Origin of the sequence: Asanoa sp. WMMD1127 (genome assembly GCF_029626225.1) — a bacterium.
Taxonomy (GTDB): domain Bacteria; phylum Actinomycetota; class Actinomycetes; order Mycobacteriales; family Micromonosporaceae; genus Asanoa.
Window position 1 is genome coordinate 1,805,301 of sequence record NZ_JARUBP010000001.1, and the last position, 14,073, is coordinate 1,819,373.

Here is a 14,073-nt window from a genome sequence, read left to right on the forward strand (position 1 = left end):
GCCGGCCGACGCGTCTCTCATGGTCCGGCTAGTCCCCGATGTCCGACATGGGCCGAACGGCCGAACGTCCCTGGATGGACGGATGAGCAATGACCGATTTATGGCGATTTTATATGCCAGAAACCGCCTTATTTGGACTCTACGTCACCGTTCGTGTTCAGGAAAACACGAGGTTACCTCATTTAAGGCCACCTATTTGCACCCTAATTACACCGTTCGAGGAGCTGGATCGCGCGCCAACGAGTGACCAAGTTCTCATAGACCTCGGTGGCCCCATCCGCATCACCGCGCGACAGAGCGGCCAGCCCGGCCGCCACCAGACCCGGGGAGTCGTCCTCCTCCAGAGTGGTGTCGGAGAGCAGTTCCACGAGCCCGCCGTAGTCGAGCTCGACCACCGAACGCGGGTGGAACTCCTCGAGCCAACGCGCGCCCTCTTCGACCGCCTCGGTGATCGGCGCATCGCCGACGGACTTGCGGAGCACCGACAGTGCGCGGGAGGCGCGGCGGCGGGCCTTCGAGATCTCGGTGCGGTAGCGCAGCGACCGGCGCTCCGGGCGCAGCACCAGGTCGCGCTCGCCGAGGTCGACGAAGACGAACCAGCGCAGCGGCACACCCCAGGTCGCGATCTGCTCGTGCACCCGCGGCACGCCGTGCTCGAGCACCCGCGCCCCACTGCGCCAGTCGTCGACCACGGCGCGGGCCTGGCCGGCCAGCACCGGCGGCACGAACGCGTCGGCGATCACGGAGGGCACCCCGTCGCGGGCGCTGAGCGCCGCCTCGGCCACCCGCAACCGCAGATTCCACGGGCAGACCAGCAGGGTGTCGTCGGCCTCGAGCACGTAGGCCTCTTCCGGCAGATCGGGCAGCCGGGTCCAGCCGGCGCCCAGGCCCTCGATCACCGCGGTGCGTTGGCGAACCGGTCCCTCGGCGGGCGCCACGGCCCGGCCTTCCCGCACGTAGCGGCGCCAGAAAACCTGACGTTCGCGATCGAATGCGGTCAACGGCTCGTAGACCCGCAGGTAGGAAGCGAACAGCGACGGCACGGCGCGATCCTCCCACGAATCGGCCCGCGACCCGTAACGACGGGGTGCTGAGCCAGCGGGTCGTCGCCGACACGCATCTGCACGGGGTTGCCAACGGGAATATCGTCGTCAGAGCCGGCACCACCCCGCCGGTGTGACCGCATGCGTGCGCCCCACGAGGACGCACGTCGACCTCAGGAGCAGCGATGGGCGTATTCGCCAGCACGGAAGACCCCGACTCCACCGGCCACGAACAGGTCGTCTTCTGCCAGGACAAGCAGAGCGGCCTGAAGGCGATCATCGGCATCTACTCGACCGCGCTGGGCCCCGCGCTCGGCGGCACGCGCTTCTACCCCTACGCCAGCGAGGCCGAGGCCCTGCACGACGTGCTGGAGCTCTCCCGCGGGATGGCGTACAAGAACGCCCTGGCCGGTCTCGACCTCGGCGGCGGCAAGGCGGTCATCTGGGGTGACCCCGAGAAGGACAAGAGCGAAAGCCTCCTCCGGGCGTACGGCCGGTTCGTCGAGTCCCTCAACGGCCGCTACTACACCGCCTGTGACGTCGGCACCTATGTCGCCGACATGGACGTGGTGGCCCGGGAGACCCGCTTCGTGACCGGCCGCAGCGTCGAGCACGGCGGCGCGGGCGACTCGTCGGTGCTCACGGCCTGGGGTGTCTTCCAGGGCATGCGGGCCGCGGCCGAGCACGTCTGGGGCACGCCGAGCCTGGCCGGCCGCCGGGTCGGTGTGGCGGGGCTGGGCAAGGTCGGCAAGCACCTCACCGCGCACCTGATCGAGGACGGCGCCGCGGTGGTCGCGACCGACGTGAGCGAGCGGGCGATCGACTGGGTTCGGGCGACCTACCCCCAGGTCGACGTGGTGGCCGACGCGGCCGCCCTGGTCGACTCCGACATCGACGTCTACGCGCCCTGCGCGCTCGGTGGCGCGCTCGACGACGACACGGTCCCGGTGCTGCGCGCCAAGGTCATCGCCGGCGCCGCCAACAACCAGCTCTCCCACCCCGGCATCGAGAAGCAGCTCGCCGACCGCGGGATCCTCTACGCCCCCGATTATGTGGTCAACGCGGGTGGTGTGATCCAGGTCGCAGATGAGATTGACGGGTTCAATTTCGAACGGGCGAAGCTGCGGGCGACGCGGATATACGACACCACGCGCGAAATCCTCCAGCTCGCCGACGCCGAGGGCGTGCCGCCCGCGGTGGCCGCCGATCGCCTGGCAGAGCGCCGGATGGCCGAGATCGGTCGCCTCCGCACCATCCATCTGCGCTGACCGGAGCACCCCTTACCGCCCCGAAGCCGGGCCGTATCGTCGACCGCCCCTCGGTGGGCGATGCGGCCCCCGGGCGCGGCACTGTCGAAAACGTGATCGACGCGCCGGCCACACCGGGCAACCCGAGGTGTCGAACCTGGCCATCCCCATGTACCGTAAGAGCCACGAGAGATGCCTGACGTCATCGGGGCCCGCCTTCGTGCTGCCCCGAATTCTGTGCGAGGGGGTCGAGCCATGGGGCGCGGCCGTGCTAAGGCCAAGCAGACGAAGGTGGCCCGGGAGTTGAAGTACCACTCCCCGAACACCGACCTCGCCGCGTTGCAGCGAGAACTCGGCGGCAGCGGCAAGTCTGACCACGACTTCGACGACGACTACAGCAACAGCTATGTCGACGACGAAGACGAGGACGACAACGCAGAAGACGACGCTTCCAACAACTGGTCGTCTCGTTCCCGCTGATCCCCTGGATCACTGAGCACGCGGTGTGAAGCCGCGTGCTCGCCCGTGTCCAAGGGGTCAGCGGGGCTGCTGAAGCTTCAGCGGGGGCGGTTGTTCCAGTTGTAGAACGTCGGGATGTTCTCGAAGTGGTTCCAGGCGCACACCGCACCGCCGGCCGGATCGGCCGCCTCGGCGCGTAAGCGGCGCGCCTGTTCCGCCTCGGACAGCAGCGCGGTGAGCCCTGCCCGCGCGCCTACGAGCCGCTCCGCGAGGTCGTCCTCGCCGTCGATCTGCTGCTCAGGCAGGCGAAGGCTGGTGGTCTCGGGCATGCTGCAACACCCCTTCCAGTAGGCGGATCTTGCTGTTGCGGCAGTGGTCGGTCTCGGTCGTGTCGAACCGACCATGTTCGAAGTAGCGGTTGGCCGCGTGTGCACCGCCGCAGAAGCCGAAATAGGGGCAGCTCGCCCGGCACGCCTCCACGCCGTCGAGGAACTCGGCGATCCAGGGCGTGCGGCCGGCCGCACCGGCGATGATCTCGGTAAGGGGTGTCGTGAGCACGTTGCCGCTGCTGAAATCGCCGTGCCGGGCGTCCTGGAACCCGGCCAGCTCCGGCGAGAGCAGCACCACCGAGCCGTCGTAGGCCACGGTGGGTATCGGGTCGAGCTGCCGGGGCAGCACGCTGTCGGCCGTGCCGGCCAGCACCGCCTCGGTGTAGCGCAGGGACCACTCGATCTCGCGGACGTGGATCCGCGGGTCCTGCCGCCACGCGGCGACCAACTCGGCCCAGAAGTCGACGACCTGGCCGGCCGGGTGGGCGTTGCCGCGCGTGTTGGTGCCCTCGGTCTCCTCGATGTTGATGCCGAGCACGTCGCAGCCCAGGTCGAGGAAGTAGCGGTAGAGCTCCGCCGCCTGGCCCGGCGCCGGATCGGAGACCACGCACAGGGCGGAGAAGCCGATGCCGTGCGCGCGCAGCGCCTCGATGCCGCGCACGATCCGGTCGTACGCCGGTCGTCCGCCCCGGGTCACCCGGTCGCCGTTGCGCTCACGCGGACCGTCGACGCTGACGCTCACCCGGATCTCGTGCTCGGCGAAGAACGCGCACCACGCGTCGTCGATCAGGGTGGCATTGGTCTGCACGTGGTGCTCGACCGCCGGGTCGAACGGGTCGAGCAGCGCGGCGAAGTGGTCGCGGCCGGCCGCGAGCGGCTCGCCGCCGTGCCAGACCACCGAGAAGCGGCCGTCGCGGACCCACCGGTTGACCGGCTCGGCGACCGCGGCGGCTACGTCGACCGCCATCTTCCGGTCAGCGGACCGGAACGGCAGATAACAGTAGGCGCAGTCGAGGTTGCACAGCGTGGTGGGCTGCATGACCACGTAGGAAGGCACGGTGGCGATGCCGCGCATGCCGGTGAACTGGCCCCGCCGGACAACCACCCGCCCTCCTCTCCCCGTCGAGGTGTCGAGGCAGGACTTTAGGTTAGGCGGCGCTGGCCAATCGGGTAAGACCCAATCAGGTAGGCGAACGATCACTAGGCCCAGCCACAACGGACGGCCGTAAGGTCAGCCGCGCGTGTGCTGGCCGATCATCTGAACGGTCCCCGTGCCCTCGATGATCTCGCCGGCCTGCCACGCCTCGATGCCGCGGCCGGCGAGGAACGCGAGCGCCCGGTCGGCGTCTTCGGCGGAGACGATGGCGAACATGCCGACGCCCATGTTGAACGTCGACTCCATCTCCGGGTCTTCGATGCGGCCCTTGGACTGGACCAGGTCGAAGATCGGCTGCGGCTTCCAGGTGGACCGGTTGACCACCGCGTCGACGTGCTCGGGCAGCACCCGCACGAGGTTGCCAGGGATGCCGCCGCCGGTCACGTGGGCCAGCGCGCGCACCTCGGCCTCGGAGATCAGCTTTAGGCAGTCGCGGGCGTAGATCTTGGTCGGCGTGAGCAGCTCCTCGCCGAGCGTCCGCTGCTTGCCGAAGTCGTCGACCACCGTGTCGAGCCGCATCCGGCCGGCGCCGAGCAGCACGTGGCGGACCAGCGAGTAGCCGTTGGAGTGCAGGCCGGACGAGCGCATGGCGATGACCACGTCGCCGACCTCGACCCGGTCGCGGCCGAGGATCTCACTCTCCTCGACGACGCCGACGCCGGTCGCGGACAGGTCGTATTCGTCGGGGCGCAGGACGCCCGGGTGCTCGGCGGTCTCGCCGCCCAGCAGCGCGCAGCCGGCGTAGCGGCAGCCGTCGGAGATGCCGGCGCCGATCTCGGCGACCTTGTCGGGCACGACCTCGCCGCAGGCGATGTAGTCGAGCAGGAACAGCGGCTCGGCGCCACAGGCGACCAGGTCGTCGACGACCATCGCGACCAGGTCGATGCCGACGGTGTCGTGGATGTCGAGCTGTTGCGCGATCACCAGCTTGGTGCCGACGCCGTCGGTCGACGAGGCCAGGATCGGGTTCTGGTAGCGCTTGGTGTCGAGCTTGAAGAGGCCGGCGAACCCGCCGAGATCACCGAGCACCTCGGGGCGCTGGGCCTTGGCCACCTTGCTCTTGAGCAGCTCGACGGCCCGCTCACCGGCGTGGATCGAGACGCCGGCGTCGGCGTACGTCACTGTGCGCTTGCGACTGGCCCGGGCAGAACCGGCCGTCCATGGCTGGAGGCCGTCCGAACCCGGAGTGTTGGCCGGGCCGCCGCCCCGCTCAGTAACGTGCGTCACGATTTCTCCCTTTAACGCCTGACGCGCGGTGTCTCGCTGGAGACGCCGGCTAGGAACGGTGCGTGCCGCCGCCGTTGGAACTGGCCGCGAGACGCTGGGCGACCAGGTGGTCGCTCGACGCCGGACGGTCGGCTCCGCCATCGTTGCGCTGCTCGGCATCGGCGTCGACCCGCCGGGCGACGCCTTCGAGCACGTGCTTGCCGATCTGGTTGGCGGCCGGCAGCGGGATCGGGTATTCCCCGTCGAAACACGCGCGGCACAAGCGCGATTTCGGCTGCTCGGTCGCGGCCACCAGACCGCCGAGTGATACGTATCCCAACGTGTCGGCACCGATCGAGCGCCGGATGCCGTCGTTGTCGAGGCCGTTGGCCAGCAGCTCCGCGCGGGTGGCGAAGTCGATGCCGTAGAAGCACGGCCAGTTGACCGGCGGCGACGAGATGCGCACGTGCACCTCGAGCGCGCCGGCCTCGCGCAGCATCCGGACGATCGCCCGCTGCGTGTTGCCCCGCACGATGGAGTCGTCGACCACGACGATCCGCTTGCCGCGCACGTTTTCCCGCAGCGGGTTGAGCTTGAGCCGGATGCCCAGCTGGCGCAGGGTCTGCGACGGCTGGATGAACGTGCGCCCCACGTAGGCGTTCTTGATCAGGCCCGAACCGTAGGTGATGCCGGACTCGGCGGCGTAGCCGATCGCGGCCGGCGTGCCCGACTCGGGCACGGGGATCACCATGTCGGCCTCGACCGGGTGCTCCTTGGCCAGCTGGCGGCCGATCTGCACCCGGGCGGCGTGCACGTTGCGCCCGGCGATCGTGGTGTCGGGGCGCGCGATGTAGACGTATTCGAAGAGGCAGCCCTTGGGCTCCGGCGCCGCGAACCGCGACGAGCGCAGGCCGTCTTCGTCGATGGCGAGCAGCTCGCCGGGCTCGACCTCGCGGACGAAGCTGGCACCGACGATGTCGAGCGCCGCGGTCTCGCTGGCCACCACCCAACCGCGCTCGAGCCGGCCGAGCACCAGCGGCCGCACGCCGTAGGCGTCGCGGGCCGCGTAGAGGGTGTTCTCGTCCATGAACACGAAGCTGAACGCGCCGCGCAGCGTCGGCAGCACCTCGAGCGCGGCGGCCTCGACGGACATGTCGGGCCGGCCGGCGAGCAGCGCCGTGACCAGCGCGGTGTCGGAGGTGGTGGCCGGGTCGGTGGTCAGCTTGCGCTCGGCGACCTCACGGGCGAGCTCGGCGGTGTTGACCAGGTTGCCGTTGTGGGCCAGCGCGATGGTGGTGCCGGCGCTGGTCGCGCGAATCGTCGGCTGCGCGTTTTCCCAGGTGGAGCCACCGGTGGTGGAGTAGCGCGTGTGACCGATGGCGAGGTGGCCGCGCAGGCTCGCCAGTGTCGGCTCGTCGAAGACCTGCGCCACGAGGCCGAGATCCTTGTAGACCACGACGCCGGAGCCGTCACTGACGGCGATGCCGGCCGCTTCCTGGCCCCGGTGCTGGAGAGCGTAGAGACCGAAGTAGGTCAGCTTGGCGACCTCTTCACCCGGCCCCCACACGCCGAAGACACCGCAAGCATCCTGCGGGCCCGGCCGTTGGGGGTCGAGGTCCTGGCTCAACCGGCCGTCGCCTCGGGGCACCTGGCGCTCCTCGCTGCTCAATTCCTGGCACGTCTTGCTCGGGCCAGTGTACGCGAGTTCGCGCCGGTCACCGTCGGCCACCTTGGGCGTGCGAACCGTCAACCGACCCATTCGGGCGACCCGAAAAATGACCTCTACGGCAGGTATGCGGAGAGATCGGCTCGGATTCCGCTGGCCTTGATCTTGCCTTGGGCGACCGCGTCGGCCCACGGCAGCCGGCCGCTGGCGACGAGCACCCAGGTCACACCATCGGTCTCGACCACATTGGAAGGCGTGCCACGGGTATGTCGCGGCCCGGGAATGGCTTGTATCGCGCCGTATGGTGGGATCCGCACCTCGACCGAGCGGCCGGGAGCCCGCTTGGCGAGGTCGGTCAGCAGCGCACGCACGGCATCACGGAGAGTAGCCGTGTCGGGGCTTTCCCCGGCGTCGACAGCGGCCAGGACGGCTGCCACCGCGGGTGACTTAATGTGCGCAGGGGACATGACGGGACGATACGACCCCTTCACGTTCCGGTTCCTTCGGCCCCTGGGTCGCGCTGATCCCGTCGGACAAGGCATAGTGACCGACGGTGTACTCGTTCGGGGGTGAGACCGGAAGGCGGTGGACGTGACAACACACCGACGAGCCTGGCGTGTACGGGCCGGTGTGGTCGTGGCGCTGATAGCTGGCGCATGGGTCACAGTATTTGCCAGCCCCGCACAAGCGGCACCACCGACGGTGTCGATCAGCGTCTCCAACGGCACACTAGCGCCGGGTGATACCGCCAACGTCCAGATCCGGGTCCGGAACAACAACCCCGACCCGAACCCGCAGGACGACGACGACAGCCAGACGGTCACCGTCAACGTGTCGTCGAGCTTCGGCGAGTTGAGCTGCATTCGCGGCTGCGACGGCGACGACGACATCGACTTCAACGGGAACGGCGACTTTACCGCGCAGGTCAGGGCCAACAACGTGCCCGACGGCCAGAGCAAGTCCGGTCAGATCACCGTGGTCGCCACCATCAACGGCGAGCAGAGCCAGCCCGCGACGCGGGCGATGACCGTCCGCAGCAACCAGCCACAACAGCCGCCGGCCGCGCAGACGATCAAGACGATCAGCGGCAAGGTCACCAACCAGTCCGACGGCAAGGCGGTCCCCGGCGCCTACGTGGCGCTCAGCGACGGCGCCAACAAGCTGCACGAGGCCTTCGCCAACGACAGCGGCACCTTCCGCTTCACCGGTTCCGAGCAGGACCCGATCGCGCCCGGCCGCATCACCATCGGCGCCTCCAAGGACGGCAAGCAGAACACCAAGTCGATCACCGTCAACGCGGGCCAGAGCCAGTCGGGCGTCGTGATCACGCTGCCGCTGCAGGCCGAGGCCACCGCGAGCGCGACACCCGGTGTCCCCACCGAGGCGCCGCTCGACGAGGAGCCGACGGACGAAGCCACCGAGAGCGCGGCCGCGATCGACCCCGCCAGCAACAACGACGAGGGCGGCGGCTTCGGCAACTGGCTCGTCGTGCTCGGCGGCGGTCTGCTGGTCGCCTTCGGCGTCGGCGGCATCGTCTGGGTCATGTTGCGCCGCAAGGACAACGACGACCCCGACGACGAGACCTCGACCACCGGCGTACGCCCGGCGGTGCCCATGGGTGGCGGCGCCGCGGCCTACCGGGGTGGCGACGACGCGACCCGGATCGCCGGTCCCGGCGGTGGCGCCCTCGCAGACGCGCCGACGATGCTGCACAGCCGCGCGCCCGTCGACGAGTTCCCCGACCCCTACGGCGCTCCGATGCCGGGTCCGAACTACGGCGCGCCGCAGCCCGGCTGGGGCGGTGCGGGCGGCGGCTACGGCGGCCAGCCCACCCAGGCCGGCGGTTACGACCAGGCCACCCAGATGTACGGCGGCGCGGCGCCGACCCAGTTCGGCAACGCGCCGGGCTCGGGCGGCGGCTACGGCGCCGGCGGCTACCCCGACGCCCCCGGCTCGGGTGGCGGCGGCTACGGCGGCGCACCGTCCTCGGGCGGCGGCTACGGCGGCGGCCAGGGTGGCTACGCGCAGGGCGGCGGCTACGGCGGCGAGCGCTTCGACGAGCCGACCGGCCGCTACGAGCCCGCTCGCGACTACGGCCAGCCGAGCGGCGGCTACGGCGGCGGCGGTGCCAACGGCTACGGCGACGACCGCGGCTACGAGCCCAACGGCTACGACCAGGGCAACGGCTACGGCGGCGGCCCGGCCGGTCGCGGCGGCTACGACCAGGGTCGCGGCGGCGGCTACGAGGGTGGCGGCTACGGCGGCGGCCAGGGTGGTGGCGGCTACGACGACACCCGCGGCTACCAACCCGGCGGCGGCGGTTACGACCAGGGTCGCGGCGGCTACGACGGTGGCGGCTACGACCGCGTGCCCGAGCAGCGCGGCGGCGGCAACTACGGCGGCCCCAACGGCGGCTACGACGACCAGGGTGACTACTACCAGGGCCAGGGCCAGCCGCGCGGCGAGGCCGGCGAAGGCCGGGCCCGGCACGGTGGTGGCCGCGGCGGCGACCGGCGCGAGCTCGGCTGGCTCGACGACTGATCGACAAGCAAAGAAGAAGGGGGCCGCGGAAGCGGCCCCCTTCTTCGTGTCCCGGCTCGGTCAGTCCTCGACCGGCAGCGACGCGCCGAAGAGCTTCGGCATGGTCGCGGTGTGCGCCTCGCGCAGCTCGTCGAGCGGCACCGAGAACTGGCCGCGGATCTCGAGCGCGTCGTTCTGTCCGTCGGTCACGCCGATCGGCGTCCAGGCGACGCCCTTCTCGGCGCAGAGGCCGGTGAACGCCCGCTCGTGGCCGCGCGGCACGGCCACCACGGCCCGGCCGGCGGACTCACTGAACAGGTAGACGAACGGCATCGAGCCGGCCGAGTAGTCCTCGGGCAGGGCGATGCGGGCGCCGACGTTGTTGCGCAGGCTTGCCTCGACCAGCGTCTGGGCGAGGCCGCCGTCGGAGACGTCGTGAGCGGAGCTCAGGTGCCCGACGCGGGCCGCCTCGGCCAGCACCTCGGCCAGCGCCTTCTCCTTGGCCAGGTCGACCTTGGGCGGCACGCCACCGAGGTGTTGGTGGGTGACCCAGGCCCACTCGGAACCGGACAGCTCGTTGGCCGTCTCACCGAGCAGGAAGATCAGGTCACCGTCGCCGGTCGCCGGCTTGGTGAAGCCGATCGGCACCCGGTCGGCCACGTTGTCGATCACGCCGAGCACGCCGACCACCGGCGTCGGGTGGATCGCCGCGGCGCCGGTCTGGTTGTAGAAGCTGACGTTGCCACCGGTCACCGGGATGCCCAGCTCGAGGCAACCGTCGGCCAGGCCGCGAACCGCCTCGGCGAACTGCCACATGACCGCCGGGTCCTCGGGCGAACCGAAGTTGAGGCAGTTGGTGACCGCGACGGGCTTGGCGCCGCTGACGGCCACGTTGCGGTAGCTCTCGGCCAGTGCCAGCTTGGCGCCGTTGTAAGGGTCGAGCCGCGCGTAGCGGCCGTTGCCGTCGACTGACAGCGCCACGCCGAGCCCGCTGCCCTCGTCGACCCGGATGACGCCGGCGTCCTCGGGCTGGGCCAGCACGGTGTTGCCGAGCACGTAGCGGTCGTATTGCTCGGTGACCCACGACTTGTCGCAGAGGTTGGGCGAGCCGACCATCCGCAGCAGGGTCGCCTTGAGGTCCTCCGGCGTGGCCGGCCGCGGCAGCGTCTCGGCCCGGTCGGCCTGCAGCAAGATCAGGTCGGCGGGCTCGCGCATCGGCCGGGCGTAGACCGGGCCGTCGTCGGCCAGCGAGGCCGGCGGCACGTCGACCACCAGGTGGTCGCGCCAGGTGATCCGGAGCCGGCCGGGCAGGCCGCTGACCTCGGACGGGGTGACCTCGCCGATCGCGGTGGCGAGCACGCCCCACTTCTCGGCGACACCGAGCACCTCGTCGAGCTGCTCGGGCTTGACGATCAGCAGCATCCGCTCCTGGGACTCGCTGGCCAGGATCTCGTGGGGCTCCATCGACGGCTCGCGCAGCGGCACCCGCTCCAGCCAGACCCGCATGCCGGTGCCCGCGGAGGCCGCGGTCTCGGTGAGCGCGCAGGTCAGGCCCGCGCCGCCGAGGTCCTGGATGCCGACGACCAGGTTGGCGTCGTAGAGCTCGAGGCAGGCCTCGATCAGCAGCTTCTCGGTGAACGGGTCGCCGACCTGCACCGACGGGCGGCGCGCGGCGCTGCCGTCGTCGAAGGTCGCGCTGGCCAGCACCGACACGCCCCCGATGCCGTCGCGGCCGGTCTTGGCGCCCATCAGCACCACGATGTTGCCGGGGCCGGCGGCGTCCTTCTTCTGCAGGCGGTCGACCGGCAGCACGCCCAGGCAGAGCGCGTTGACCAGTGGGTTGCCCTGATAGGTCGGGTCGAAGACGACCTCGCCGCCGACGTTGGGCAGGCCGAGGCAGTTGCCGTAGCCGCCGATGCCGGCCACGACACCGGGCAGCACGCGGGCGGTGTCCTCGTGGTCGGCCGCGCCGAAGCGCAGCGGGTCCATCACGGCCACCGGCCGGGCGCCCATCGCGAGGATGTCGCGGACGATGCCGCCGACTCCGGTCGCGGCGCCCTGGTAGGGCTCGACGAAGCTCGGGTGGTTGTGCGACTCGACCTTGAACGTGACCGCGAGCTGGTCGGAGATCCGGACGACGCCGGCGTTCTCGCCGATGCCGGCCAGCATCCGGTCGCTCGGCGGCTGCTTCTCGCCGAACTGGCGCAGGTGCACCTTGCTCGACTTGTAGGAGCAGTGCTCGCTCCACATGATCGAGTACATCGCCAGCTCGGACTGCGTCGGCCGGCGGTCGAGGATCCCGCGGATCCGCTCGTACTCGTCGTCCCGCAGGCCCAGCTCGGCGTACGGCTGAAGCTCCTCGGCGGTCTCGTTGGCCCGCTCGACGGTGTCGGGACCGTCGTGGCCGCCGTAGGACGCCGTCTCGCTCGGCGCCGTGTCGGACTGGGTTGTCATGCCGAGGCCCCCGCCAGGTGCTTGAAGATCGAGGTGAAGAAGCCCAGCCCGTCGAGCGACGGACCGGTCAGTGCCTCGATCGCGTGCTCGGGGTGGGGCATGAGCCCGACGACGTTGCCGGCCTCGTTGGTGACGCCGGCGATGTCGCGCTCGGAGCCGTTGGGGTTGCCGCGCAGATAGGTCGCCACGATCCGGCCGTTGGCGGCGAGCTCGTCGAGCGTCGCCTGGTCGGCCACGTAGCGGCCCTCGCCGCTCTTGAGCGGCACCAGGATCTCCTGGTCGGCCTCGAACGAGTTGGTCCAGGCCGTGTTGGCGGCGTGGACCCGCAGCCACTGGTCACGGTTGCGGAAGTGGAGGTGGCTGTTGCGGGTGAGGGCGCCGGGCAGCAGGTGGGCCTCGCAGAGGATCTGGAAGCCGTTGCAGATGCCGAGCACCGGAAGGCCGCCCCGGGCGCCGTCGATGATCGACTCCATCACCGGCGCGAACCGGGCGATGGCGCCGGTGCGCAGGTAGTCGCCGTAGGAGAAGCCGCCGGGCAGCACCACGGCGTCGACCCCGTGCAGGTCGGCGTCGCCGTGCCAGAGCCGCACCGCGTCGCCACCGGCCACCCGGATCGCCCGGGCGGCGTCACCGTCGTCGAGCGAGCCCGGGAACGTCACGACTCCGACGCGGGCACTCATGGCTGGTCACCCGCGGGCACGGGGGCCGCGGTGGCGACCTCTTGGATGGTGAAGTCTTCGATCACCGGGTTGGCGAGCAGCTTGTCGGCGATCTCGCGGACCCGCTCGGGGTCGGCGTCGCCGGCGAACTCGATCTCGATGCGGCGGCCGATGCGGACCGAGGACACGTCGGTGACGCCGAGCCGGGGCAGCGCGTTGGCGACCGCTTGGCCCTGAGGGTCGAGGATCTCCGGCTTGAGCATGACGTCGACGACGACGCGAGCCACTGGACACTCCTGACTTTCGTACGCGGTAAGCGCGCCAAGACTACCCGGTAGATAGACGTTGACCGGCACCCGCCCAGCCTCTGGACAGGCGTCGTGGACAGGCATTACGCCTGAGATATCGGATCAACGACAACTCCACCCCCATCCGTAGCCCGCGTCCGCCCCAACCGGGAGCCGCGGACCCCGGAATGGGATTTCGGCCACTGCTCATCAGCACGTCGTATGACCTGAAACTGATGCTTGTAAATCTGTCGATGTCGCAATAGCGTCTCGGGCAGTCCGATCCACCCCCCTCGGATAGGAGCCCAGATGCGCACACGCCTCACCCTGGCCGCGCTTGCCATCGGTCTGACCGGCGCGTTTCTCGCCCCCAGCGCCGCCGGCGCCGCACCCGTCGGCCCGACCGACCCGGCGCAGATCATCGGCGGCGGCACGGTCTCGTCGGCGCCGTGGGCGGCCGCCGTGCTCAGCAACGGCTCGTTCACGTGCTCGGGCACGATTATCGCGCCGACCTGGGTGCTGACCGCCCGCCACTGCATCAGCGGCTCGATGTCCGTGCGCGTGGGCAGCGTCAACCGCACCTCGGGCGGCGTGACCCGGACCGTCAGCGCCACCTACTCCCGCTACGACCTCGCGCTGATGCGGCTGAGCAGCTCGGTCAGCACCAGCTATGTCACGCTGTCGAGCGCCTACCCGCCGGTCAACTCCACCAACACCATCTACGGCTGGGGCATGACCTGCTACAGCGGCTGCTCGGCGTCGACGGTGCTGAAGACCGCGAGCGTCCGGGTGACCAGCACCAACGTGACCGACGCCTACGGCGGCCGGGCGATCCGCAGCACCCGGATCAACGGCAACGCGTGGCGCGGCGACTCGGGCGGCCCGCAGTTCTACAACGGCGCGCAGGTCGGCGTCGCGTCCACGGCGGACGGCGTCAACATCCAGAACTACGGCAGCGTCGCCTACAACCGGGCGTGGATCCAGAGTACCGCCGGCGTCTGACGCCACCCAAGAGCAACGCTCTCCCACAGCGGCGTGGCGCCCACC

The 14,073-nt window shown here is 70.5% G+C and carries 13 protein-coding genes; 4 read left to right on the forward strand and 9 right to left on the reverse strand.

Translation table 11 applies throughout. The features are described 5' to 3' along the window. Nucleotides 1-203 precede the first annotated feature (203 nt). Entirely contained in the window at nt 204-1,043 is an 840-nt protein-coding gene (locus O7635_RS08715; RefSeq protein ID WP_278079904.1) for a hypothetical protein, read from the reverse strand. Nucleotides 1,044-1,228: 185 nt separating this feature from the next. On the opposite strand from O7635_RS08715, the gene O7635_RS08720 reads away from it, so the two are divergent. Together O7635_RS08720 and O7635_RS08725 are read left to right on the forward strand one after the other, a co-directional pair. After that, nucleotides 1,229-2,311, forward strand: coding sequence for a Glu/Leu/Phe/Val dehydrogenase (locus tag O7635_RS08720; protein ID WP_278079905.1), 1,083 nt, complete (start codon nt 1,229-1,231; stop codon nt 2,309-2,311). Nucleotides 2,312-2,545: 234 nt separating this feature from the next. After that, on the forward strand, nt 2,546-2,770 hold the full coding sequence (locus O7635_RS08725; protein ID WP_278079906.1) for a DUF3073 domain-containing protein: 225 nt from the start codon (nt 2,546-2,548) through the stop codon (nt 2,768-2,770). Nucleotides 2,771-2,847: 77 nt separating this feature from the next. Here the strand turns inward: O7635_RS08725 and amcA are convergent, their stop codons facing one another. The 5 genes from amcA to O7635_RS08750 all read right to left on the reverse strand — a co-directional run bounded on the left by amcA (nt 2,848) and on the right by O7635_RS08750 (nt 7,573). After that, nucleotides 2,848-3,078, reverse strand: coding sequence for a multiple cyclophane-containing RiPP AmcA (amcA, locus tag O7635_RS08730; RefSeq protein ID WP_278079907.1), 231 nt, complete (start codon nt 3,076-3,078; stop codon nt 2,848-2,850). Next, nucleotides 3,047-4,153, reverse strand: coding sequence for a cyclophane-forming radical SAM peptide maturase AmcB (gene amcB / locus O7635_RS08735; protein WP_278085411.1), 1,107 nt, complete (start codon nt 4,151-4,153; stop codon nt 3,047-3,049). Before amcB ends, amcA begins: the two co-directional genes overlap by 32 nt. A gap of 156 nt (nt 4,154-4,309) precedes the next feature. After that, entirely contained in the window at nt 4,310-5,461 is a 1,152-nt protein-coding gene (gene purM / locus O7635_RS08740) for a phosphoribosylformylglycinamidine cyclo-ligase (RefSeq protein WP_278079908.1), read from the reverse strand. A gap of 49 nt (nt 5,462-5,510) precedes the next feature. Then, the gene (gene purF, locus O7635_RS08745) at nt 5,511-7,088 is read right to left on the reverse strand and encodes an amidophosphoribosyltransferase (RefSeq protein ID WP_278079909.1); all 1,578 of its coding nucleotides are present in this window, start codon (nt 7,086-7,088) and stop codon (nt 5,511-5,513) included. Between the two features lie 134 nt (nt 7,089-7,222). Further along, complete coding sequence (locus O7635_RS08750; RefSeq protein ID WP_278079910.1) at nt 7,223-7,573, reverse strand: sterol carrier family protein; 351 nt, start codon at nt 7,571-7,573, stop codon at nt 7,223-7,225. A gap of 235 nt (nt 7,574-7,808) precedes the next feature. Between O7635_RS08750 and O7635_RS08755 the strand changes: the two genes are divergently transcribed. After that, nucleotides 7,809-9,647, forward strand: a complete 1,839-nt coding sequence (locus O7635_RS08755; RefSeq protein WP_278079911.1) for a carboxypeptidase regulatory-like domain-containing protein — start codon at nt 7,809-7,811, stop codon at nt 9,645-9,647. Nucleotides 9,648-9,707: 60 nt separating this feature from the next. Here the strand turns inward: O7635_RS08755 and purL are convergent, their stop codons facing one another. Genes purL through purS form a run of 3 tightly spaced genes read right to left on the reverse strand, consistent with a single transcriptional unit; the run spans nt 9,708 to nt 13,026 of the window. After that, on the reverse strand, nt 9,708-12,080 hold the full coding sequence (gene purL / locus O7635_RS08760) for a phosphoribosylformylglycinamidine synthase subunit PurL (RefSeq protein WP_278079912.1): 2,373 nt from the start codon (nt 12,078-12,080) through the stop codon (nt 9,708-9,710). Next, the gene (gene purQ, locus O7635_RS08765; protein ID WP_278079913.1) at nt 12,077-12,760 is read right to left on the reverse strand and encodes a phosphoribosylformylglycinamidine synthase subunit PurQ; all 684 of its coding nucleotides are present in this window, start codon (nt 12,758-12,760) and stop codon (nt 12,077-12,079) included. The genes purL and purQ overlap by 4 nt, the downstream gene beginning before the upstream one ends. Further along, a complete protein-coding gene (purS, locus tag O7635_RS08770) occupies nt 12,757-13,026 on the reverse strand; it encodes a phosphoribosylformylglycinamidine synthase subunit PurS (protein ID WP_278079914.1) in 270 nt (89 codons plus the stop codon). The genes purQ and purS overlap by 4 nt, the downstream gene beginning before the upstream one ends. A gap of 309 nt (nt 13,027-13,335) precedes the next feature. Here purS and O7635_RS08775 point away from each other — a divergent pair, with 309 nt between their 5' ends. Continuing rightward, nucleotides 13,336-14,028 carry a trypsin-like serine protease gene (locus tag O7635_RS08775; RefSeq protein WP_278079915.1) on the forward strand — a complete coding sequence of 231 codons (693 nt, stop codon included), beginning with the start codon at nt 13,336-13,338 and terminating at the stop codon, nt 14,026-14,028. Nucleotides 14,029-14,073 lie beyond the last annotated feature (45 nt).